The sequence below is a fragment of the Candidatus Merdisoma sp. JLR.KK006 genome (genome assembly GCF_036941035.1).
Lineage (GTDB): Bacteria > Bacillota > Clostridia > Lachnospirales > Lachnospiraceae > Laedolimicola.
Window position 1 is genome coordinate 37,314 of the sequence record NZ_JAYMNS010000010.1, and the last position, 24,863, is coordinate 62,176.

Here is a 24,863-nt window from a genome sequence, read left to right on the forward strand (position 1 = left end):
GTTATAAATTTATTCTTATGTGACAATTTTGTTATTTTGGTGTCACTGGAATGTCATTGTGGGGCGCTATACTCCTGTGGTGTAAGGAGGTATTCTTGAAAGCTTTTATATAAAGAATTTTGGAGAATACTCAAAGGATGGATTTTAGGAGGAATATCATGGAGTTGTTGAAGGTGGAGCATCTTTCGAAGGTGTATGGCAAGGGTGAGAATGAGGTACGGGCGTTGGATGACGTTTCTTTTTTGATTCAGCAGGGGGAGTTTGTGGCGATTATTGGGCCGTCGGGGTCCGGGAAGTCTACGCTGCTTCATATTTTGGGCGGGGTGGATCGGCCTACCTCGGGGCATGTGTATCTGGATGGGAAGGATGTTTACAGTCAGAATGAGGAGCAGCTTGCGATTTTTAGGCGGAGGGAGATTGGGCTGATTTATCAGTTTTATAATTTGATTCCGGTTCTAGATGTGGAGGAGAATATGACGCTTCCGGTGCTGATGGATGGCCGGGAGGTGAATGAGAAGAGGCTTAAGGAGCTTCTTCATACGCTGAACCTGGAGGGGAGGAAGAGGCATCTTCCCAATCAGCTTTCCGGGGGACAGCAGCAGAGGGTATCCATTGGGCGGGCCCTTATGAATGCTCCGGCCATTGTGCTGGCGGATGAGCCTACAGGGAATCTGGATTCCAAGAACAGTCAGGAGATTATGGAGCTTTTAAAGCTGTCGAATCAGAAGTATGGGCAGACCCTTGTGGTGATTACCCATGATGAGAATCTAGCTTTGCAGGCGGATCGGATTATTTCCATTGAGGATGGAAAGATTGCAAGAGATGAGGTGATCCGCAGATGAATGTGTTTACACGGACCACCATCAAGACATTGAAGAAAAACAGGATGCGAACTTTGGTGACGGTTATCGGGATTATTCTGGCTGCGGCTATGCTGACGGCTGTTACCACTTTTATTTCAAGTTTGCAGCATTATATGATTGAATCGGTTATTTTGCAGGCAGGGAACTGGCATGGGGCTGTCTATGAGCTTTCCGGGCAGCAGGCTGGGGAGATCCGAAAGTCGGATGAGGTGGAGGAGTCGGAGACGTTTCAGGAGATCGGTTATGCCGTACTTCCTGGTGTGAAAGAGGATGAGATGAGTACAAGGCGTGCTCCTTATCTTTTTGTTCTGGGGATGGAAGCGGATCAGAGTCTTTTGCCCCTCCATCTGCGGACGGGGCGTATGCCGGAGAATGGCAGTGAGCTTGTGGTAAGTTCTACGGCTATGAGTATCGGAAAGGCGGATATTGCTCTGGGGGATACTCTGACTTTGGAGATTGGCAGACGTTTTACCACAGATGAGGAGCACGGCGAGCTTACTCTGTATAATCCCATCATCCGAGAGGAAGTGGAGGAAGGGAGCCTGGAGGCCCCCATGTTGGCGGAGGAACTGGTTCCGGAGATGACACGCACTTATACGGTGGTGGGGATTGTGGAAAGTCCGGGATTTTTGGATTCCAACAGTTCAGCTTATTATGCCATTACCATTGGGGATAAAAATCCTTTGGAGGGCAGCCGTTTTGCCTGCTATTACAGGTTGCACAAGTCTTCGGATATTTATCGGTTTACGGATGAGCATATGGCGGGGAGCTCCTATGCTACCTACAATTCGGAGCTGCTTCGCTATCAGGGGACTTCTTCCAACCGGCCTTTTATGCAGATGCTTTATGGATTGGCGGCGATTTTGATTCTTCTTATTATGACAGGGGGGATTTCCCTGGTTTATAATTCTTTTGCGATCTCTGTCAGTGACCGTACCAGGCAGTTTGGGATTCTGGCTTCTGCCGGCGCAACGCCTAAGCAGCTTCGGGGCATGGTGTTAAGGGAGGCTCTTCTGGTGAGCGCTGTGGGGATTCCGGTTGGAATTGTAAGCGGCATTGGCGGGATTGGAGTTACCCTGCATTTTACAGGAAATGCCTTTTATTATCTCTATGCTTCGGCAGGGAAGATGCATCTTCATGTATCCTGGCTGGCAGTTCTGATTGCGGGTGTTACGGCTCTTATCACAGTACTTATTTCAGCATGGATTCCATCCAGGCGTGCGGCCAGGGTGTCGCCTATGGAGGCCATTCGCCAGTCCGGGGATATCCGGGTGCCGAAGAAAGTTGCAAGGAAGGGAAAGATTGCTTACCGTTTCTTCGGATTGGAGGGAATGATTGCGGGGAAGCATTTTTCCAGGAGTAAAAGGCAGTATCGAACTACGATTTTTTCCCTGTTTATCAGCATTGTGCTGTTTATTTCCGCAAGCTCTTTTTCAACTTATTTGAAAAGCAGTGTCGGTACGGTACAGAGTACGCCAGAATATGATATTTCCGTGTATATTGAGGAAGGTGAAAATAAAGGGGAGGCGAAAAGGCTCCTGGAGGAGACGGGGAATATAAGCGGCGTCGACAAGGTGCTCTATGTAGGGGGTAGCAATATGGACGTATATCTTGATCCCGAACAGGTGACAGAGGACTACCGGGAAATTTTGAATGATGATATGGCAGGATACGGAAATATGGAAGGGCACCGTCAGGAGGATGGCAGGCTTGTGCTTTATGATTCCCGGATTCTGGTTTTGACGGATGGAGATTATGAGGAGTATGTGAAGGAGCTGGGGCTTTCAAAGGAGGAATATCCGGTTTCAGGGGACTCCAAGGTGATTGCGCTGAATCAGCTCCAGGGATATATTTCAGAGCAGCAGCGTTACCGGCTTTTTGACATCTTAAAGGCTCCGGGACAGGAGATTGAGATGATGCTCACGGATTACGAGGCGCTTACAAAAGCTCAGGAGAGAACGGGGATGGACCAGAAGCGGGAGGACTTCCAGATTCCCGTGAATGTGACCGTAGGAGTATTTGCCGAGAGAGCGCCTATGAATCTCTATGGGGAATGGGGCGGAGGCTTTTCCGTTATTCTTTCAGAGAGTATGTTTGACAGCCTGGTTGGATCGAATGCGCTTGATCTGAGAAGCATACAGCTTTATATTCAGGCGGAGAATCACCAGCAAGTGGCGGAGCGTCTGGAGGAGCTTTCTCTCGATGGCAGCTTTGACAGCTATTTCTTTGTGATGAATGAGGCGGAGGGCCGCCAGACACGGAAGAATCTGATGATGACTATGGATGTGTTTAGCTATGGGTTTATTACTTTGATTTCCCTGATTGCGGTGGCCAATGTGTTTAATACCATTTCTACGGGCGTGCTGCTTCGGAGAAAGGAGTTTGCGGTTCTAAGCTCCGTGGGTATGACGCCTGGGGGACTTCGGCGAATGCTGAATTATGAATGTGTCCTGTATGGGTGCAAGGCGCTTCTCTATGGGCTTCCGGTGTCGATCTTTGTTACCTGGCAGATTTACAGGGTGGTGGAGAGAAGTATGGATACGGGGTTTTATGTTCCGGTGACTAGTATTCTGATTGCGGTTTGCAGTGTGTTTCTGGTGGTGTTTGCTACCATGATGTATGCCAGGAATCGGATTAAGGGGGAGAATATTATTGACAGTATCAGGCAAGAGAGTTTGTAGGGAGATTCCTTCTCTGGTGGGCAGTGAGCCAAGAAGAGGGGAGAAATAGTTTACTTGACAGCCTGACAACAGAAAAAGGGGCTGTCGGGAGATAAGACATCAGCCATTTCTATACCCTGTGTTCGGACGGTTTGTGTACATTTTGTCTGCTCTGTACGGACATTAAAAGGCAATATCCGTACATATCAGACAGCCTGTACACAAACAGCCGGACACTGGGTATCAGAAAAGTCTTCTGTCTTATTTCCCGACAGCCCCCTTTTTCATATATTATGGTACGCTTTGTAACCATTCAGTACAGACAGAAGCCCAGTTTGCAAGGCGAATCTCACAGAATATGTTTTTTCAACAGCGAAATAACTTCATCAAGATTAATCGGCTTGGCGGTATGTGCGTTCATTCCGCAGGCCAGACAGTGCTGGACATCTTCTGAGAAGGCATCTGCCGTCATAGCAATAATTGGAATGGTTTTGGCGTCCGGACGATCCAGACTGCGAATTGCTTCCGTGGCTTCGTAGCCATTCATAACAGGCATCCGCACATCCATAAGAATTGCGCTGTAATATCCCGGTTCGGATGCCTGGAATTTTTCCAGACAGAGTTGTCCGTTCTCGGCCCAGTCTAACTGCAAACCGGCGTCAGACAATAATTCATCCAGAATCTCCCAGTTTAATTCATTATCCTCTGCAGCCAGCAGATGATATCCTGCTAAATCTATATCTTTGTCTTCCTCATCCTCATCGGTTTCCAAATTCATATATTTCTTTAATCCGTGGAATAGCGTGGATTTGAACAGGGGCTTTGCAATAAAACCATTGATTCCGGCGTCTCTCGCTTCTCCTTCAAAGTCATCCCAGTCATAGGCGGAGATCAGGATAATCGGCATATCTTCACCGACGATTTTTCGAATCTGCCGGGCAACCATAAGGCCGTCCATACCCGGAAGCTTCCAATCCAGCAGAATAATCTGATAATCAGTCCTTGTCTGATGATGCTTGCGAACCATCTCCAGGGCCGTTTCTCCGCTCAGAGTCCAGTCGGCTTGAATGCCGATAGATTTTAGGGCATCCACTGCCGTACGGCACAGGGTTTCATCGTCATCAACCACAAGCATCATCCATGGGGGAAGAACCATGTCAATATCCTGTATATCAGCCTTTTCCAGATCCAGAATTACATGAATTTCGGTTCCCTTATTTGGTTCGCTCTCTACAGTTATGGTTCCGTCCATGGTATCTATGATATATTTTGTGATTGCCATGCCAAGGCCTGCGCCTTCTGTCTTCTGTACCCGCTTGCTGTCAGCTCTTGAATAAGAATCGAAAATATGTTCGAGAAAATCCGGCGCCATGCCGATTCCATTGTCTTTTACCTTAATATGAGTACGGATATATTCACTGCCTTTGGGATCCGGGGCATCTTCCTGGAATAAGGACAGTTGTATTGTGCCGCCTTCCTGTGTATATTTCACTGCGTTGGACAGCATGTTCAGCAGGACTTGATTTAAGCGGACACTGTCGCAGTACACATCCTCTGCCACAATATTATCAATATGGACATTAAAATTCTGGTTTTTGGCTTTGACCTGTGTCTGTACAATGCTGACAATTCCCTCCACCACTTCCCGCAGGGAGATCTGTTCCTCTGTCAGAGTCATTTTTCCGCTCTCGATTTTTGACATATCCAGCACATCATTAATAAGTCCAAGAAGATGCTTGCCGGAGAGAGCAATTTTTTTCAGACAGTTTTGCACCTGATCCATATCGTCAATATGTGCCGTGGCAATTGCCGTCATACCTACGATTGCATTCATAGGCGTACGAATGTCATGACTCATATTGGAAAGAAAGGTGCTTTTTGCTTTTGTGGCAGCCAGGGCGTCCTGACGGGCTTCCTCCAGATCTTTAAGCTGCTGGCGGGTCATACGAAAATAGACATAAAATATAGCAATAAGTACGATAATAATAAATGCTGTTACAAGCAATGTGGCAGCTGTTCGCTGCCGATCCAGTGACTCTACCGTTTCATTCAGGACACCGAAAGGAAGTATAGTCACCAGATGCCATTCTGAGTAGGGCAGCGGGGTACAATAGATCTGCTGGCTGCTTCCGCTAAGGCTTAATATGGCAGAAAAAATTTCCCTTTTTTCCATGGCAGAAGTAAGATTTTGAATATAAGTGCTTATTTGCTGGCGGTCATTACTTGAATACCGCTCATACATACTGCTGAAATAATCCGTATATTCATCTGCCATATCGCTTACGATAAAGCTGCCGTCTTTTCGGATAATATGGGAATATACAATGGCATTTTCTTCGTCTGTGCCCAGCATGGTACTGATGTACTCTATGGGAACAGCCGTCACCATAGCCATACTTGTTCCTCCGTCTGCCATGGGATAATTTGCTTTGACACCGAATATAACCACACCATTGCCCATGCTGTCCATGCCCACGGCAACCTTTTTTTCACCAAGCATTAAGGATTCAAAGAAGGGCTCCGGATCCACAAGCTCGATGGGATCACCGGAAAGCATCTGCAGGGAGCCGTCCTCCGAACAGAGAGCCAGATAATTAAAGCCCCTGATACGGATTCGGTAGATTAGCTCTTCATACAGATCATCCGTCTCAGCGGGAACTACTTCCGTTACGGCTTCCACCTGTTCCAGCTTTAAGTCGATTAGCGTTCGGAAATGTGCGATTATATGATCATTGATACCCGCCATATAGAGGTCACCCACTTGATTGATGGATTCCTCGCTTATTCTGCTCATGTAGTGTCCAAGATATGTAAATGCCGTTATGCTGATTACCAGAAGCAGGACAAAACTCCCGATTAAAAAATATGTTGTGAGGTTCTTTTTCTTGCTTTTCATATCCATGTGAATCTTTTCCCTTTCTGATCGGCTTGCTTTTAGGCAAATATAAATAAATCATCAGTATTATTAAGGTAAAATCCTTTTTGCGTTTATATTATTAGAATTATATCAGATTATGGGATAGAATTCTAGTGGTTCGTTGCTGTATTTTATTTTACAGTTAAAGAAAAGAGTAGTATAATAGCAATATACAGAAATTGTGCAGGAAATATATATGCTGAATGTTATTGAGAGAAGGGAATGCAATGAAAAAATGGAAGTATAGATTAAAAAAAGGACTGGCGTTGATACTTTTGGCAGCGGTGATTGAAAGCAGTACAGAGACAGGGACGCTGCATGCGTGGGCCGGAGCACAGAATGGCGGTTTGGCAGCGGATGAGGACTTTGCTGAAACAATTCTATTGGAAGAAGAACTGCCGGATCAGGATGAACTGCTGGAAGGGTATCTGTATCAGAGGGCTTATGAGGAGCTGGACCAGGAAACGGCGTTCTATGGGAACCTGGGTGCAGCAAGGCTGACGGGGGATGAAAAGGCTATTTATGAGGCGCTGAAAGTCCATGCAGAAGAGATTGCGGCAGGGAGGAAGATTTCCTCGGAAGTTACAGTGAGCGGTTTTGCATCACTTAAAAGCTCACAGGTGGAAGAAGCGGTAAGAAAGGTTATATCATATCTATTAATGGACTGTCCCTATGATTTGTACTGGTATGACAAAACGGCCGGATATAAAATCACATGGGGGCCGAAGAATAACGATGCCCTAGCTGAATATATAACCTTTTCCTTAAAGGTTGCTATGGACTATCAAGGAGCTGACAGCTATACGGTAGATCGTTCAAAGACAGGGGCTGTGGATAAAGCAGTAAATACGGCACAGAGTATTGTCAAGAAATATGAGAATCAGTCAGATTATAATAAGCTGAAGGCTTACCTGAAAGAAATCTGCGACAGGGCTGCTTACAATACAAATGCAACGGTAAGCGCCACCCCCTATGGCAATCCTTGGCAGTTAATATGGGTATTTGACGACAATTCAAATACCAATGTGGTATGCGAGGGCTATTCCAAGGCATTTCAGTATCTGTGTGATCTGTCCTTTTTCAGCAATGCAGCCTGCTATACAGTTACCGGAACAATGGACGGCGGCAAAGGCGCCGGCAGCCATATGTGGAATATTGTGACACTGAACGGCAAAAGTTATCTGGTAGATGTGACGAACTGTGATACGGGGACAATCGGAGCATCCGATAAATTGTTTTTGACCGGTACAGATGGCTCCATAGAGAATGGATATACATTTTCTATCAATAATAGGAAAATCAGCTACAAATACAGTGGGGATCAGCAGGGACTGCTGGGAGATGTACTTAAGCTGGCCGAAAAGCCGTATGAGGAGGACCCGTCTCAGGAATTGAAGATTCAAGCGCCCACAGCAGGAGATGTGACCTTTGGCGATGCGGTAAGCGAAAACATCCTTCGGGGCGGCTCTGCGGAAAATGCAGGCAATCAGAGAGTGCAGGGTAAATTTAAGTGGTCAGATGAAGTGACTTCTTACGGAACTGTCGGAAAAAATTCATTAAAAGCAGTATTTATCCCGGATGACTCTCAATATAATGCTGTAAATGTTTTGGTGGAGGTAACGGTAAAAAAGAAATCGATCACAGTCAAAGCAGATCCTCAGAGTAAAGCTTATGGTCAGCCGGATCCGGAATTAACCTATACAGCGCAGGGAGTTGTGGAGGGCTGTCCGTTAGCGGGCGCTCTGGAGCGTCAGAACGGTGAGAGCGTCGGAAGCTACAGCATCCTGCAGGGAGGACTTACAGAGCAGGAAAATCCCAATTATACCATTGCATTTACAGGTAATACACTGGAGATTTCTGCCGGGGACTGCATTGTGGCTGTAAATGAAAAGCAGAATATTCGTCCGGGAACGGGAGACTTTATTGAACCGAAGTTTACGGATGCGGAGGGAAACAGTGTTGAGGGAACGCTCACTTACACCTATAATAACAGAACATATACTACTTATGAAGCGTTGAAGACAGAGCTTGCAAAGCTGCCGGAGGACAGAAGCGGAACAATTTCCTATGCCTTTCAGCCAAAGAACAGCGATTACAATGCAAAGAATGGTACAATCGAGTTCACGGTGAAGTTGATTGAGTTTTTGGTGGGCAGCGCTCCGGCCGCAATCGATAATGCAGTGACTATCAAAAATGATGCGGTTTATGGCGACTCCTGGGCGGATATTGTAAAGATTGGAAATATTACTACAAAAGTGGGCAGCAGTACGGATAGTACCCCGGGACATTTTACACTGAGTAAGAGCGGCATGCCTGAGGCTGGGATGGGACAGAGCTTTCAGGTTCTTTACAATGGCACAATAGACGGAAAAGAGTATGCGAATGAGATTGTCTGTTCCGGCAGCGTGGATGTGAAAAAGCGCACCGTTATCGTGGAGGCCGGAAGCTGTAAGATCAGTAAGGTTTATGATAAGACGCGGGCTCCGGGAACAGCAGTAGGTGATCTTGCGCTCCGGAATATCGTGGTGGGTGACGAAGGAACTTTGGACATTACAGTAACCCCTGCGGCCTATGGGGATCCCAATGTAAGCGGTCAGGATAAAGTAACGGCAACGCTTGAACTGGATGGTTTAGGAGCTAAGAATTATGAGCTGGGCAGCAATAGCCTGGAGATTCCGGGTGAGATAACGCCGAAAGCCATTACTCCAACGGTGAGTGTTTCCGGAAGCTACAGTTATACAGGCAGCGCTGTCACCCCTGCATTGACCGTGGCGGACGGTTCGGACGTTCTGGCACAGTCAGATTATGACATGGTGCTCAGCAATAACAGAGGCGTCGGAACAGCGAAGGTGTCTGTTAAGCCGAAAAACGGGGGCAACTACACATGGAGCCCTGCTGTGGAGGCTTCTTTTGTTATTGATAAAGGAAGCTATGCAGGAACAAAAAACATGTCTGTATCGGCAAAATGCGGTTCATCTGCCTCCTTTAGTGTATCATCCCTGTTTCCGGCCGGCTATAAGCTTGGAACCATCCGTGTAGAGGATCGGGATCAGATCTTTACAAGTACGCCAACGCTGAGCGGCGCTAATATATCCTACAGCATGGTGAATGACAATGCAAAAGCGGGAAAGACAGCGGTAATCACCATACCAATAACAGAATCAACAGATTATCAGGCTTTTGATGTGACAGTTACAATAACGGCATTGTCGGCGGATCAGAATTCAGGTTCAGGAAGCAACAACAGCAATAACAGCAACAGCAGCAATAATAATAACAATAATAATAACAATAATAATTCATCTTCAGGCTCCGGGGGAAGTGCAAACGGTTCAGATAATGTACAGTACAGCCTGTCAATGGAAACAGGAATCGCTCAGGTACCCCAGACGTTCAGTGATATTGAAAGTCTGAATACAGCAGCAAAAATTGAAGCCCAGATAAAGCAGGAGCTCCAGAAGAAAGCGGCAGGCGTTACTCAGGAACGGATTGCGGTTTATGATGTTACTCTTATGGTAAACATCAATAATGCCGGATGGAAGACGGCGGATAAGGATAATTTCCCAAAGGATGGCTTAACTGTGACCATTCCTTATCCCAGCGGGACAGACCGAAATAAACATGATTTTATTGTGAGCCATATGTTTACGGAAGGGATGAACGGACATAAGCCAGGAGAGATTGAATACCCTTCGGTGACAAAGACCGCAGACGGACTGCAGTTTAAGGTTAACGGTCTGTCCCCGGTTTCAGTTGGATGGGCAGAGACAGGAAAACTGAATACGGCAAGCACGGGTACAGGCGTCAATAGCCCCAAGACAGCCGATGCAAGCCCTGTTTTAGCATATCTGCTGCTGATGTTTTTGTCTGCGGGTATGTTTGGGTATCTGTGTGCTGCCGGGTACAGAAGGAAGTATAGATAAACAATTACAAGATTGAGTTTAAATTTAAGGAATCAGCCTTGTGAAAAATCACCATTTTCATAGGGCTGATTTCTGGATATTTGCAGAAAGTTAAAAGAAGATGCCTCTGCATATATTTTATATTGAAGGCAAGAGCGTGTATTATAAAAATTTAAGAATTGTTTTACACTTCTTTCATTGATTCGCAGGTTTCTAAGTGATACACTGCCTTTTAGTCAAATATGCATATTTAGCCCGTTGTTTGCAAAAATAAATGAGAAGATATTAATTTCTGTTTACAAAAAGGAGAAAATCCGTGAAGGAAGTAAAAAATCCCAAAAAACCATTTCTGTATTACTATGTGATTGTCTTGTTGGTAATGATTCTGCTGAATACACTGTTTATTCCAAAGGCGCTGTCCCCCAAGGTAACTCAGGTAGGCTATGATACTTTCCTGAATATGATTGATGCAAAGCAGATCAAAGAGGTTCAGGTGGAGGATAATCAGATTATCTTTTCAGATACGGCAGAATCTACCAACTATTATAAAACGGGTATTTTTAATGATCCCAATCTGGTAGACCGTCTTCATGAGGCCGGAGCGGTATTTGGAACAGAGATTGTGGAGGGGCCTTCTCCCTTGATGTCTTTTTTGGTTTCCCTGCTTCCCTTTATCATCATGATTGTCATCGGACAGCTTTTGATGCGCAGTTTCACAAAGCGTATGGGCGGTCCTATGGGCAATGCCATGACCTTTGGGAAGAGCAATGCCAAGATTTATGTGGAATCCACTACCGGAATCAAATTTACAGATGTAGCCGGGGAGGATGAGGCCAAGGAGATTCTTACGGAGATCGTGGATTTTCTGCATAATCCGGAAAAATATGCGGAGATCGGCGCTTCTATGCCCAAGGGAGCCTTGTTGGCAGGCCCTCCAGGTACGGGTAAGACTTTACTTGCAAAGGCGGTGGCAGGAGAGGCAGAGGTTCCTTTCTTCTCTATCTCCGGTTCGGAATTTGTGGAAATGTTCGTGGGTATGGGTGCGGCTAAGGTTCGGGATCTGTTTAAGCAGGCCAATGAGAAAGCGCCCTGTATTGTGTTTATTGATGAGATTGATACCATCGGAAAGAAGCGTGACGGCGGCGGAATGGGAGGCAATGACGAGAGGGAGCAGACCTTAAATCAGCTTCTGACGGAGATGGACGGTTTTGACGGGCGCAAAGGTGTTATTATCCTGGCAGCTACCAACCGTCCGGAATCCTTGGATCCGGCGCTCCTTCGTCCGGGGCGGTTTGACCGGAGAGTGCCTGTGGAGCTTCCGGATCTGAAAGGACGGGAGGATATCTTAAAGGTGCATGCTAAGAAAATTAAGCTTGCGGAGGATGTGGATTTCAATGCCATTGCCCGTGCCGCAGCAGGAGCCTCCGGTGCGGAGCTTGCCAATATGATCAATGAGGGGGCTCTTCGGGCTGTGCGCCAGGGAAGAAAGTATGTGATTCAGAGTGATTTGGAGGAGAGCGTTGAGGTGGTTATTGCAGGCTACCAGAAGAAAAATAAGGTGCTCTCTGACAAGGAGAAGCTGATTGTGTCCTATCATGAAGTGGGACATGCTCTTGTGGCGGCTTTGCAGAATCATTCTGCTCCCGTGCACAAGATTACCATTATTCCCCGAACTTCTGGTGCCCTGGGCTATACCATGCAGGTGGAAGAGGGGGAACATAACCTGATGACAAGGGAAGAGCTGGAGAATAAGATTGCCACCTACACAGGCGGACGGGTAGCAGAAGAGCTGATTTTCCATTCTATTACAACAGGAGCCTCCAATGATATCGAGCAGGCCACCAAGCTTGCAAGAGCCATGGTTGCACGGTTTGGCATGACAGAGGAATTTGACATGGTGGCCATGGAGACAGTGAACAATCAATATCTGGGAGGGGATACCTCTCTGGCCTGCTCCAACGAGACGGCTGCGCTGATTGATAAGAAAGTGGTGGAGATTGTTAAGGAGCAGCATGAAAAGGCAGGGAAGCTTCTGACTGAGAATCTCTCCAAGCTCCATGAGATTGCAAAGTTCCTTTATGAGAAAGAGACCATTACCGGGGAAGAGTTTATGGAGATTTTGGAGACGGAGCCGAAATTTGCAGTAGCAATGGAAGCGCAGGAATAGCTTTATTTGTGATGGTTGGCCAATGAAGCCCATGTGGATTTGCTTTAAAAACAGCGTGTCATGTTTAGTAAAAAACAGGACACGCTGTTTAAAATTAATCGTTATTTTTCACTATGTGGCTCAATGCAATGAAAGAAATCACACCATCTTCGAGATGGACTTCGTTTGTTAAAATGTGTTCTTTATATGTATTTCTACAAGTAGTAACCCGTGGGATTTGCTGTGGTTAGGCGCTACTCCTGAGGTACGGGCTCCTGGGGGTTCTCATCCGGAACCGCTTCTTGCGGCACAGGTTCTGGTATCACTTCCTCAGGTGCCGGTTCCGGTACGGCTTCTTCCGGAGCGGCGGCCTCCTGATTGTTGGGATCTTCCGGCAGCATTACCTCCGGAACGGATTCTGTCCCCGGAAGATAGTAGCAAATAACAGGCGTACCCTTTTCTATATATCCATAAATTTCTTTTGCGGCGGAATAGGGCAGGTTGATACAGCCATGAGAGCCGTTGGTGATATAAATGTTTCCGCCGAATTGTTTCCGCCAGGTGGCGTCATGCATGCCGATATTATTGTTAAAGGGCATCCAGAAAGAGACTGGTGTCCGATAGGTTTCACCTGTGAGAGTTGCGTCTCGCTGCTTATAGGTCAGCCCGTAGATTCCGCCTGGCGTACTGTAGCCCCGGATGACGCTTCCGGATACAAAATCAGATTCCAGAATCTTCTGCCCATCCTTATAGAGAAACAGGTGTTGGGCGGTAAGGTTAATCTCTACATAGGTATCACCGTAATCCGGAGTATCGTAGGAGGCTGCAGTCTGCCGATAAACAGGAGTCCGCTCTCCGCTTTCTCCTTTTTTAATCATCTCGGTTAATTCGATGTTTTCCTGTTCCGTGTCCATCCACCAGCCATAGTCGCCGTTTTTAATTGTAATTTCCGTTCCATAGCTGGTTTTGAAGGTTCGGGGATGGAAAATCGTATCGTATTTTTTACGGAGGGAGGAGACATATTCCTCCACCTTGGTTTCATCGAGGGTTATCTGGGAGCCGTCTATGTCAAGCCAGCCGCTGATTGTGCTGCCGTCCAGTACCTCTGTCTGTTCTCCGAACGTGTAAGTAATGGTGGTTTCTGCGTAGCTTTGAAGCTTGGCAAAGGTTGCCTGCAGTTCTTCATTTTCCACGGTAACACTTGGCTCTTCATAACAGCCGGATTCATCCAGATTAACTTCCTTGGCCAGTTCATCTACAGCGGCCTGAATTGCTTCCTGTGTTTTTCTTAGATTCAACTGATTTCCCTGAATCTCATCTACCATTTGGAATCCGTTTTCGGGATCGTAGTCTGTTATGTAGGCATCTTCCGGTGCAGTGACAAAGTCCTTGTCAAATCCGCTTAGATTCTGAATCTCCGCTTTAAGGGAAGCTTCATCATAGGTTATGAGATTCTCGATCTCATGGATCTGCCCCTGATTCAGAAACCACAGCCAGTTGTTCTGGGCCTGAAGGATTTTCTGAAATGGTTCCGTAGAAGAGTAGGAAAGTCCTATATCTTTTCCGGGTATTTCTTCTTCCAGATAAGTTCCGTCAGCTTGGCGCTGCACGACTTGAAGAGTATATTCCTGTATCTGTGATTCCAGATCCGAAACAGACATTTTTGATACGTCTATCTCGTCAATTACCGTCCCGTTAACAAAATGGTTTTGATAGTAGAAGACACCGGCCATATAAGCTGCCAATATGCAAAGGGCCGGTATGCATATAAGCAGTGGTAAAGTGAGCGAACGTTTTTTGGGTTCTTCAAGAACCGATTCAATAGCTTCTTCCGGTTCAATAGGATTATTTGACTGCTCAATTTCTTCATTTTGTTTTAATTCTGTGTTCATAAGCCTGTTTGTCCTTTAAAAATTCTTCTATATCATAGTATACAGATTTTTTCGAAAAAGACAACTAAAAGCTCTGGCATAAAAAACGTCTTGTAAACAGGAAGGCTTTATTATATAATGAGCGTTAACGAGAAAAACATGCTTGCAGATTTAGTAAGCAGCGAACGGCGGGCAAGGCCGTTTTACGTCTGTGCTGTAATAAGCGTTAGCGAGAAGGGCATGTTTGCAGAAATGAAAAACAAGGGAGTGAAAGAGAATGGGAAAGGTTCGAACAAGATTTGCGCCAAGCCCCACAGGAAGAATGCATGTGGGAAATTTAAGAACGGCGCTGTACGCATATTTGATTGCAAAGCATGAGGGAGGAGATTTTCTTCTCCGCATTGAGGATACGGATCAGGAGCGTCTGGTAGAAGGAGCGGTGGATATCATTTACCGCACTTTGGAAAAGGCAGGACTTAAGCATGACGAAGGCCCGGACAAGGATGGGGGCGTGGGTCCCTATGTCCAGAGTGAGCGGCAGGCTTCCGGAATTTATTTGGAATATGCCAAGAAGCTGATTGACAAGGGAGAAGCTTACTATTGCTTCTGTGACAAGGAGCGTCTGGAGTCCCTGAAGACGGAAGTGGCAGGCAAGGAGATTGTCATTTATGACAAGCACTGTCTGTCCTTAAGCAAAGAAGAAGTGGAGGAAAAGCTGGCGGCGGGCATTCCCTATGTGATCCGTCAGAATAATCCTACGGATGGTAAGACTGTTTTTCAGGATGACATCTATGGTGAAATCAGCGTGGATAATGCAGAGCTGGACGATATGATTCTTATTAAGTCTGACGGATATCCCACTTACAATTTTGCCAATGTGGTGGACGATCATCTTATGGGGATCACGCATGTAGTGCGGGGAAATGAGTATCTGTCCTCATCCCCGAAGTATAACCGGCTTTATGAGGCATTTGGCTGGGAGGTTCCTACTTATGTTCATTGTCCGCTGATTACGGATGAGGAGCATAAGAAGCTGTCCAAGCGCTGCGGCCATTCCTCCTTTGAGGATCTTTTGGAGCAGGGATTTCTGCCGGAGGCGATTATTAATTTTGTTGCCCTCCTTGGGTGGAGCCCGGAGGAGGACCGGGAGATCTACAGCTTACAGGAGCTGATAGAGGTTTTTGATTACCATCATATGAGCAAGGCGCCCTCGGTATTTGATTTTACCAAGCTGAAATGGATGAACGGTGAGTATATTAAGGCTATGGATTTTGATGCCTTCTATGAGATGGCACTGCCTTACTTGAAGCAGGCTGTTACCAAGGACTACGATCTGAAAAAGATTGCGGAGATGGTAAAGACAAGGATTGAGGTGTTCCCGGATATTCCGTCTCTGATTGATTTCTTTGAGGAGCTTCCGGAGTATGATACGGCTATGTATGCTCATAAGAAGATGAAGACAACGCCGGAGACGTCCCTTGAGGTGTTGCGTGAGCTTTTGCCTATTTTGGATGAGCAGGAGGATTACAGCAACGATGCTCTGTATGCATTGCTTCTTGAATATGTGGGAAAGAAGGGGTGCAAGAATGGGTATGTGCTCTGGCCGGTGCGTACGGCCGTGTCCGGCAAGCAGATGACACCATGCGGTGCTACGGAGATGATGGAGATTGTAGGGAAGGAAGAATCCTTAAAAAGAATCCGCAAGGCCATTGAGATGCTGGAAAAGGACATTCTATGAATCAATTATCAAATGCACAGCGGCGGGCTGTCACCCATGTGGACGGCCCCTTGCTGGTTCTGGCCGGGCCGGGAAGCGGAAAGACTACCGTAATTACCCGGAGAACCCGGTATCTTATTGAGGACTGTAAGATAAAGCCCTCCCAAATCCTGGTAATAACTTTTACAAGAGCGGCAGCAAGAGAGATGCGTGAGCGTTTTCTGCGCCAGACAAAAAATGATGGAACGGCTGTGTCCTTTGGAACCTTTCATGCGGTCTTTTTTCAGATCCTGAAGCTGGCTTATGGCTATGGGGCAGAAAATATTCTTAAGGAGGAGCAGAAGTACCAGTTTCTTCGGGACAGTATTCGCAAAGCGAAGCTGGAACTGGATGACGAGGCGGAATTTCTTTCTGATGTGGCGGCAGAAATCAGCCGGGTGAAAAATGAGAGGAGCGATCTGAATACCTATCAGGCATCTACCTGCAATTCGGCTGTTTTCAAGGGGATTTACAATGATTATGATAACCGCCTGCGCCGGAGCAATCTCATTGACTATGATGATATGCTGGTGTACTGCTATGAATTATTAAAGGAACGGCCGGATATTCTTGGGGCATGGCAGAGGAAATATCAGTATATTCTGGTGGATGAATTTCAGGATATCAATCAGCTTCAATATGATATTGTGCGGCTCCTTGCGGCGCCGGAAGATAATCTCTTTATTGTGGGGGATGATGATCAGTCTATTTACCGTTTTCGGGGAGCAAAGCCCCGGATTATGCTGAATTTTGAGAAAGATTACCCGAAAGCAGAACGTGTGGTGCTGGATACCAATTACCGCTCTACGCCGGAGATTGTTAAGGGTGCAGGAAAGGTGATAGGCCACAATCAGGAGCGATTTCCCAAGGAGATTCATGCGGCGAAAGATACGGGCTTTCAGATCCTCACGCATGATTTTCCTACCCAGGAGGAAGAAAATGCCTGTATTGTGGATAAGATCCGCACTTATGCGGATAAGGGCGGTGCTTACTCGGATATTGCGGTGCTTTTCCGCACCAATACCCAGCCAAGGCATCTGGTGGAGGAACTGATGTCCGCAGGGATTCCGTTCCGGATGCGTGATCGGCTGCCGAATATATATGATCATTGGATTGCGAAAGATGTTTTTACATATGTGCGTATGGCTTTTGGCGGCAGGAAGCGCAGTGATTTTCTGCAGATTATGAACCGGCCCAAGCGTTACATCGGACGGGAGTGTCTGGAGGAGGAAGAGATTGCCTGGGAGGTGCTTTTGTGCTGTTACGAGGACAAGCCCTGGGTCTGTGAACGGATTGAGAAATTTCAGTCGGACTTGAAAATGATTGAGCGGTTGAGTCCTTTTGGCGCTCTTCATTATATTCGGAATATTGTGGGCTATGAGGAGTATCTTAAAGAATATGCGGAATATCGGAACCGAAAACCGGAAGATCTTTTGGAGGTTTTGGATGAGCTGCAGGCTCTTTCCAAGGGATTTAAGACCTTTGAGGAATGGTTTGGGCATATTGAAGATTATAGAAAGGAGCTGGAGCGCCAGTCAAAAGAGCAGGAGAAGGAGAGCAACAGCGTGTCGCTGGCTACCATGCACAGCAGCAAGGGGCTGGAGTATCGAATTGTATTTATTCCGGATGCCAATGAGAAGGTGACACCTCATAAAAGGGCTTTTTTGGAAGCAGATATTGAAGAAGAGCGGCGGCTCTTTTATGTGGCTATGACAAGGGCGAAAGAGCTTTTGTATATTTTTTCAGTGAAAAAGCTTTTTAACCGGAGGGCGGAACGGTCACGTTTTTTGGAGGAATTGCTGGAAGAAGAGCATATCACTTGTTGAATCAGCAGTCCAAACTTGTTATACTAAAATAACAGACGGGCTGCTTTTTTGTCTTTGAGGGGAAATAGGTTTTTATTGGTTAGGATAAGCTGACGGTTATTTTTCAAGATATATGGATACTTAAGAGAGAAATGGGGGAATAGGGAATGTTTTTTGCTTCATTGACAGAATGGACCTTTCATAATGTGCTGATGCGGATGATAACTGCCTTGGTTTTGGGCGGACTTATCGGCATTGACCGTGGAGCCAAAAAAAGAGGCGGAGGTGCAAAGACGGATGCGGCAGTCTGCATGGGAGCCGCTATGGTGATGATGACGGCTCAATATATGGATCTTCAATTTCCGGGAGCAACGGACATTTCACGAATGGCCGCTCAGGTGGTGAGCGGTGTGGGATTTCTGGGGGCAGGCTCTATCATTGTATCCGGCCGGCAGGTGAAAGGACTTACCTCAGCGGCCAGTATCTGGATCTGTGCCTGTGTGGGTCTGGCAGCGGGGATTGGCTTTGTGGACGGAGCTGTTTTGGTGACAATAGTTCTTCTTGTGGGGCTTCATATTCTGCCTTTTATTGAGGAGAAGGTTTATCTCTATTCAAGATACGCACGCTTGTATGTGGAAGCGTCGGAGAACCGGACCGCTTCCGTTCTTTTGCATAAGCTTAAGGAGGATGGCTGTAAGGTTGATATGTATGACGTGGATAAGCCAAAGGTTGGAGGGGATTCTTTTACCATACGGATGACCATTTATATTCCTTACAGAGTCGATAAACAAGAGTATTTGAGGAAGCTGTCAGAGACTGATGGCGTGATGTTTGTGGACGTGATATAGTCAATGCCCTTTCTCTTTTTCCAGCTCCACCAAAATAATATCCGGTCCAATCTGCTTGATTTTGCACCAGGGAATCTCGTATTCACAGTCTTTTCCCAGAAGCCCCCAGAGTTTTTCGTTGCTGGAGGTTACAAGGGCCTGGATACATCCGTTTTTGGGATCAAACACCAGATCCGTTACACAGCCTAAGCGCTTACAGTCACAGATATTGATAACATCTTTTTCTCTCAATTCACAGAAGGTCATGGGAAGCTCCATTGGAGGTCTTTCTTTATCTTATGCAGTGCAAAAAAAAGGGTGAAAAGCCTGGAGTTTTGTTTTGCATAATATTTGACAGAAAAGAAAGAAATGTAATATACTTGAGAGGTACTACAAAAGGAGTGCCGAAGATGGAGATTTTACGGCAAATCCGAGAGAAAAAAGGGAGGTTCGCTATGAAGTGTCCATTTTGCAGCCAGGAGAATACCCGGGTCATTGATTCCAGACCGGCGGAGGATAACAGCTCCATTCGCCGCCGCCGTCTCTGCGATTCCTGTGGGAAGCGTTTTACTACCTATGAGAAAATTGAGACGATTCCGATTATTGTGATTAAGAAAGATAACAACAGGGAGCCTTACGACAGAAGCAAGATTGAGGACGGCATCTTGCGGGCCTGCCATAAGCGTCCGGTGCCCCTGAAAGATATCAGCAGTGTGATTGATGCCATTGAGAGCGATATCTTTAATCGGGAGGAACGGGAGATTGACAGCAGTGTGATTGGCGAGATGGTGATGGATAAGCTGAAAGATTTGGATTCTGTGGCTTATGTGCGCTTTGCTTCCGTATATCGGGAGTTTAAGGACGTGAATACTTTCCTGAGTGAATTGAAGAAAATGTTAGATGATAAATAAAGGTTTTATTTTAGACTTATGAAGTATAGAAAGAGATATTAAAATGGCAACAGACAAAAAAGGGCAGCATGGTATGTACCTGCCCTGTTTACCATTACCGTATGGGGGACTGCTTTTGCAGCGACAAAGACTCTGCTGAATCATTATGATGCGCTTCAGGTTATGCTGATGCGCTTCTTTATCGCATGGGTAGTTTTATCTATGCTTACCCGGAAAATCGAAAAGCCGAAGAGCGTCAGGGATGAGCTTGGGATTTTTGCCCTTTCCCTTTTGGGAATTACCTTCTAGTATTATTTTGAAAATACGGCCCTTATTTATACCCTGTCAGCCAATGTAAGCATTATTCTGTCTGCTGTTTCTGGGAGTTTTGGGAAGCTCAGCCTGTTATATTACCTGGAATATGTCTATTGTAGGAGGAATTATTGTGTCGGAAATGCCAAAAGGTTTTTCTTTTTTTAGAAATCTGTATCCTAAAGAATATTTGGAATCTGCCTATGTGATTGATTTTGAAAGCTTATATAAAGAGGGATATCGGGGAATTCTCTTTGATATTGATAATACGCTGGTGTGCCATGACGCTCCGGCGGATGAGCGGAGTATTGGCCTGTTTAAGCGGCTTCATGAGATGGGGTTTGCCACCTGCCTTATTTCCAATAACAAAGAGCCGAGAGTGACGCCGTTTGCAAAGGCTCTTGATACTCCCTATGTGTATAAGGCCGGAAAACCGAAGCGCATAGGTTATCTGGAAGGAATGGGGCGTATGGGAACGGATGAGGATCACACGCTGTTTGTGGGGGATCAGCTCTTTACGGACGTGTGGGGGGCCAATCGGGCAGGAATGTATTCCATATTGGTGAAGCCTATGAATCCGAAGGAAGAGATTCAGATTGTAGTGAAGCGGTATCTGGAGAAGCCGGTTTTGTATTGTTATCTGAGGAGGAAAAAGAGAGGCTTGTAGGGCACGCTTTTGTCGGAGGAAGATTATGGAAAGTGAGTTTGGCAGTTTTAGTAAGAAGGTAACGGTTGTTTCTTTTTTGATGCAGCTGGGGATTGTGATGGTACATATGGATACGGATCATTTTTTTGAACTTGGTACATCAGAAACATTTTCGGATTATCTTTGCCAGTGGATATCTAAGCTATGCTTTGACGGGGGCACTGTGAGTCTTTCCTTTTTTATGATATGTTCAGCATTTCTTCTCTGCTATAATCTGTCAAAAGAGAATATGCTGGAAAAATTCCGGCGGCGGATTTCTTCCCTCTTGATTCCTTTTATTATATGGAATGGAATTGGGATGATTTTTTGTGCTGTGTATTGGTGGAATACAGAGGGCTTTGACATTATTTTTTCCTATATTCCTTTTCAGTTTGTAATGTCCCGATACTGTGCAGTCATGTGGTTTTCGGAAGCGCTGCTCTTTTTTCTGCTGTTTATTCCGGTGATTTTGTGGGTTATGAGGAAAAAAGTTATAGGAGAGCTTGTGCTGTTTGGGTTCTTTGTCTGTGGTTATTTGGAGTGGGGGTTTCTGGAAAAGAATATTCTTCATCAGTATATTGATTTTGAGATCTATCGGTTTTTGTCCTATGTGCCTATGTACTTGCTGGGGGCTTACCTTGGAGTTCGGTTTTCCGGAGGGATTATTTCTGAAAAATACAATCGATGGCAGGTAAAACTGGCGGCCGTTCTTTTGTGGGCGGCATCCTATGCGCTCCCGGGCAGCTTTGCTGCCTATTGTCTGACTATGTTTCGACCGCTGTATGCATGGGTTATCATAGATAAGAGCTGGCTTACTTTCCGGCTCAGATGGTGGATGGAGAATAATTTCTTTATTTATGCAGCCCACTATTTTTTGATTCTTGCGATTGTTCCCATGCTTTGCAGGATTTACTCCTGTGTGATAACCACAAACGTGTTTGTGACTGTCTGGCGTTTGGTGTGTTTTTTAATTATAACTCTTTTATCCGAAATGATGGGCTGGCTGTTAATAAGATTTGCGCCGAAAGCATACAGACTTTGTACAGGAGGACGCACCCCGAAGCTGTGACTTTCAGACCATATATAGCTGCGTATAAAAATATTTGATAGAATATGCGGTATAACGGAATTCGTTTCTTGACTATCACACCTCTATGACCTATCATGGTTGTAGAGGTTTTTGATGTACGGATAAGAAAGGTGGGAAAGGAATATGAGTATTGAGGTAAAGGACTATGGCGTGACGTCGGACGGACAGCAGGTAAAGCAATATGTTTTGGTGAACAAGCAGGGAATGAAAGCGATACTGCTCAATTATGGCGCCGTGATTACGGAACTTCATGTGCCGGATGGAAAGGATGGGTTTGTGGATGTGGTCTGGGGCTATGACAGCATTGCCGGCTATGAGGTGAACACGCCGGGACTTGGTTCCGCCATCGGCCGGAATGCCAACCGAATCGGCAAAGCACAGATTACCATTAACAGCAAAGTGTATGAGCTTCAGAAAAATAATGGGGAAAATAATCTTCACGGCGGAAATCCCGGTTATAACCGCCGTATGTGGAAAGGCGTTATTGCGGATGACAATAAGGTGGAATTCTCTATTGAGAGTCCGGACGGGGATCAGGGATTCCCGGGGAATGCAAAGGTGAAGATTTCCTATACTCTGACAGAGGACAATGAGCTGCGGATTGGATATGAGGCTTCGGCGGACCAGGATACGATTTTTAATCTGACCAATCACAGTTATTTTAATCTGGAGGGTCAGGATTCTGACGATGTTTTGGAGCATCAGGTGTGGATGGATGCGGATGCTTTTACGCCTACCGATGACGGTCTGATCCCCACCGGGGAGATTCGCAGCGTTGAGGGGACGCCCATGGATTTCAGGAGCTTCCATGCACTGGGAGAGCAGATTGAGGAGGATTACGAGCCTTTAAAGCAGGCTGGGGGATATGATCACAATTATGTTCTGAATAATGAGGGGGCTTATGCTCTCTGCTGTAAGCTGAGGTCCTTGAAAACCGGGATTGTGATGGAGGTATATACGGATCTTCCGGGAATGCAGCTTTATTGTGCGAATTTTCTTGATGAGGAAGCCGGCGGCAAGAACGGACGGGTATATGGGAAACGGAGTGCTGTGTGCTTTGAATCTCAGTATTTTCCGGATGCGGTTCATCATGAGAATTTCAAAAGTCCCGTATTCCGGGCTGGTGATAAGTACTGCAGCATGACCGGGTATAAATTTACAGTAGAGTAAGAAAATTAAAGTTGGAAGCAGCATGGGAAGAAGTGCCGGAAGAAATTACGGGCACAGGTATTAAGTGACCGGAATTTGTTCTATATAGGTGGCGCTGCTTGAGATGCTGCGGAACTGGAAACAGCAGCATGGGAAGAAGTGCCAGAAGGAATTACGGGCACAGGTATTAAGTGACCGGAATTTCTTCTATATAGAGGGCGCTGCTTGGGATGCTGCGGAACTGGAAACAGCAGCATCGAAAGAAGTGCCAGAAGGAATTACGGGCACAAGCATTAAGTGACCGGAATTTCTTCTATATAGGAGGCGCTGCTTGGGATGCTGCGGAACTGGAATGGAGGGAACCATGGAAAAGTATATCATGGCGCTGGATGCGGGAACTACCAGCAATCGCTGTATTCTTTTTAATGAAAAGGGAGAAATGTGCAGTGTGGCGCAAAAGGAGTTTACCCAGTATTTTCCCAAGCCGGGCTGGGTGGAGCATGATGCCAGGGAGATCTGGTCTACACAGCTTGGCGTGGCGGTGGAGGCTATGTCTAAGATTGGCGCATCTGCTTCCGATCTGGCGGCTATCGGCATTACCAATCAGAGAGAGACGACCGTTGTATGGGACAAGGCTACGGGAGAGCCTGTCTGTCCGGCCATTGTGTGGCAGTGCCGCAGAACCTCCGCCTACTGTGACGAGCTTCGTGCAAAGGGACTGACCGAAGTGTACCGGGAGAAGACGGGGCTTGAGATTGACGCTTATTTTTCCGGAACGAAGCTTAAATGGATTCTGGATCATGTGGAGGGCGCCAGAGAGCGGGCGGAAAAAGGCGGGCTTCTTTTCGGAACCGTGGAAACCTGGCTCATCTGGAAGCTGACAAAGGGGGCCGTCCATGTGACGGACTACTCCAATGCTTCCCGGACCATGCTGTTTAACATACATACCCTAACGTGGGATGAAGGGATTCTAAGGGAGCTTTCCATTCCGTCCTGTATGCTGCCGGAGGTAAAGCCCTCGGGATGTCTCTACGGGATGACGGACCCGGCGTTTTTCGGTGGTTCCGTACCCATTGCAGGCGCAGCAGGGGATCAGCAGGCGGCGCTTTTCGGGCAGACCTGCTTTGGCGCGGGAGAAGCGAAAAATACCTATGGGACGGGCTGTTTCCTGCTGATGAATACGGGAGAAAAGCCGGTATCCTCCAAGAATGGATTGGTAACTACGATTGCCTGGGGACTTGACGGGAAGATTACTTATGCCCTGGAGGGGTCGGTTTTTGTGGCGGGAGCGGTGATTCAGTGGCTTCGGGATGAACTGCGGCTTATTGACAGTGCGCCTGCCTCTGAGGAAGCGGCTCTGCGTGTAAAGGATACGGCAGGCTGCTATGTAGTTCCGGCATTTACCGGTCTTGGAGCGCCTTACTGGGATCAGTATGCAAGAGGGATCATTGTGGGACTGACCAGAGGTGTGAATCGGGAACATATTATCCGGGCGGCCTTAGAGTCGCTGGCCTATCAGACCAATGATGTGATTGGAGCTATGGAGGCGGATTCCGGAATTCCATTGAGAGATCTGAAAGTGGATGGCGGGGCTTCCGCTAATAACTTTATTATGCAGTTTCAGGCTGATATTACCGGATCTCCCGTGAAGCGTCCGGCCTGTGTGGAGACTACGGCGTTGGGCGCCGCTTATCTTGCGGGGCTGACGGCAGGTTATTGGAAAGATCAGGAGGATATACGTAAGAACTGGCAGATGGATCGCTGTTTTGAACCGCAGATGGAGGAAAAGGAGCGGACAGAAAAGGTGCAGGGATGGAAGAAAGCCGTAGGCTGCGCTTTTGGCTGGGCGAAGAATTCTTAAGTAGAAAAGACGGTGTAAAAGCTGTGTAATGCTATTGCAGGGCTGATTCTCGTGAGCATGGGCCGCAGGATGTTTTTGGCATCTATTTGGCAAGGCCGCTCCGGTTTATGGGGCAATGCTGCGAGGGTG

The 24,863-nt window shown here is 46.6% G+C and carries 17 protein-coding genes; 14 read left to right on the forward strand and 3 right to left on the reverse strand.

Annotation, left to right across the window (positions count from 1 at the left end; translation table 11 throughout):
• The first annotated feature begins 158 nt into the window (after positions 1-158).
• Positions 159-842, forward strand: a complete 684-nt coding sequence (locus tag VSQ61_RS10000) for an ABC transporter ATP-binding protein (protein WP_334344286.1) — start codon at positions 159-161, stop codon at positions 840-842.
• Entirely contained in the window at positions 839-3,544 is a 2,706-nt protein-coding gene (locus VSQ61_RS10005; RefSeq protein ID WP_334344287.1) for an ABC transporter permease, read from the forward strand. Before VSQ61_RS10000 ends, VSQ61_RS10005 begins: the two co-directional genes overlap by 4 nt.
• Before the next feature lie 328 nt (positions 3,545-3,872).
• On the opposite strand, the gene VSQ61_RS10010 is transcribed toward VSQ61_RS10005, so the two are convergent.
• Positions 3,873-6,419, reverse strand: coding sequence for a hybrid sensor histidine kinase/response regulator (locus VSQ61_RS10010; protein WP_334344372.1), 2,547 nt, complete (start codon positions 6,417-6,419; stop codon positions 3,873-3,875).
• 248 nt (positions 6,420-6,667) lie between these two features.
• Between VSQ61_RS10010 and VSQ61_RS10015 the strand changes: the two genes are divergently transcribed.
• A complete protein-coding gene (locus VSQ61_RS10015; RefSeq protein ID WP_334344288.1) occupies positions 6,668-10,363 on the forward strand; it encodes an MBG domain-containing protein in 3,696 nt (1,231 codons plus the stop codon).
• A gap of 295 nt (positions 10,364-10,658) precedes the next feature.
• On the forward strand, positions 10,659-12,509 hold the full coding sequence (gene ftsH, locus VSQ61_RS10020; protein WP_334344289.1) for an ATP-dependent zinc metalloprotease FtsH: 1,851 nt from the start codon (positions 10,659-10,661) through the stop codon (positions 12,507-12,509).
• A gap of 233 nt (positions 12,510-12,742) precedes the next feature.
• On the opposite strand, the gene VSQ61_RS10025 is transcribed toward ftsH, so the two are convergent.
• On the reverse strand, positions 12,743-14,380 hold the full coding sequence (locus VSQ61_RS10025; RefSeq protein WP_334344290.1) for a L,D-transpeptidase family protein: 1,638 nt from the start codon (positions 14,378-14,380) through the stop codon (positions 12,743-12,745).
• A gap of 117 nt (positions 14,381-14,497) precedes the next feature.
• Between VSQ61_RS10025 and VSQ61_RS10030 the strand changes: the two genes are divergently transcribed.
• The 4 genes from VSQ61_RS10030 (at position 14,498) to VSQ61_RS10045 (ending at position 18,768) form a co-directional block, all read left to right on the forward strand.
• Entirely contained in the window at positions 14,498-14,737 is a 240-nt protein-coding gene (locus tag VSQ61_RS10030) for a hypothetical protein (protein ID WP_334344377.1), read from the forward strand.
• Positions 14,637-16,097, forward strand: a complete 1,461-nt coding sequence (gene gltX / locus VSQ61_RS10035) for a glutamate--tRNA ligase (RefSeq protein WP_334344291.1) — start codon at positions 14,637-14,639, stop codon at positions 16,095-16,097. The genes VSQ61_RS10030 and gltX overlap by 101 nt, the downstream gene beginning before the upstream one ends.
• Complete coding sequence (locus VSQ61_RS10040) at positions 16,094-17,941, forward strand: ATP-dependent helicase (protein ID WP_334344292.1); 1,848 nt, start codon at positions 16,094-16,096, stop codon at positions 17,939-17,941. Before gltX ends, VSQ61_RS10040 begins: the two co-directional genes overlap by 4 nt.
• 146 nt (positions 17,942-18,087) lie before the next feature.
• Positions 18,088-18,768: an MgtC/SapB family protein gene (locus VSQ61_RS10045; RefSeq protein WP_334344293.1), complete on the forward strand. Its 681-nt coding sequence runs from the start codon at positions 18,088-18,090 to the stop codon at positions 18,766-18,768.
• Here the strand turns inward: VSQ61_RS10045 and VSQ61_RS10050 are convergent, their stop codons facing one another.
• Entirely contained in the window at positions 18,769-19,014 is a 246-nt protein-coding gene (locus VSQ61_RS10050) for a PRC-barrel domain-containing protein (protein ID WP_334344373.1), read from the reverse strand.
• A 188-nt stretch (positions 19,015-19,202) separates the two neighbouring features.
• Between VSQ61_RS10050 and nrdR the strand changes: the two genes are divergently transcribed.
• The 6 genes from nrdR (at position 19,203) to glpK (ending at position 24,734) form a co-directional block, all read left to right on the forward strand.
• Complete coding sequence (nrdR, locus tag VSQ61_RS10055; protein WP_334344294.1) at positions 19,203-19,658, forward strand: transcriptional regulator NrdR; 456 nt, start codon at positions 19,203-19,205, stop codon at positions 19,656-19,658.
• A gap of 433 nt (positions 19,659-20,091) precedes the next feature.
• Positions 20,092-20,616 carry a YqeG family HAD IIIA-type phosphatase gene (locus VSQ61_RS10060; protein WP_334344374.1) on the forward strand — a complete coding sequence of 175 codons (525 nt, stop codon included), beginning with the start codon at positions 20,092-20,094 and terminating at the stop codon, positions 20,614-20,616.
• Between the two features lie 25 nt (positions 20,617-20,641).
• Positions 20,642-21,703, forward strand: coding sequence for an acyltransferase family protein (locus VSQ61_RS10065; protein WP_334344295.1), 1,062 nt, complete (start codon positions 20,642-20,644; stop codon positions 21,701-21,703).
• Positions 21,704-21,847: 144 nt separating this feature from the next.
• Complete coding sequence (locus VSQ61_RS10070) at positions 21,848-22,894, forward strand: aldose epimerase family protein (RefSeq protein ID WP_334344296.1); 1,047 nt, start codon at positions 21,848-21,850, stop codon at positions 22,892-22,894.
• A gap of 103 nt (positions 22,895-22,997) precedes the next feature.
• Positions 22,998-23,174 carry a hypothetical protein gene (locus VSQ61_RS10075; protein WP_334344297.1) on the forward strand — a complete coding sequence of 59 codons (177 nt, stop codon included), beginning with the start codon at positions 22,998-23,000 and terminating at the stop codon, positions 23,172-23,174.
• A gap of 63 nt (positions 23,175-23,237) precedes the next feature.
• Positions 23,238-24,734, forward strand: coding sequence for a glycerol kinase GlpK (gene glpK, locus VSQ61_RS10080; protein WP_334344298.1), 1,497 nt, complete (start codon positions 23,238-23,240; stop codon positions 24,732-24,734).
• The last annotated feature ends 129 nt before the right edge of the window (positions 24,735-24,863 follow it).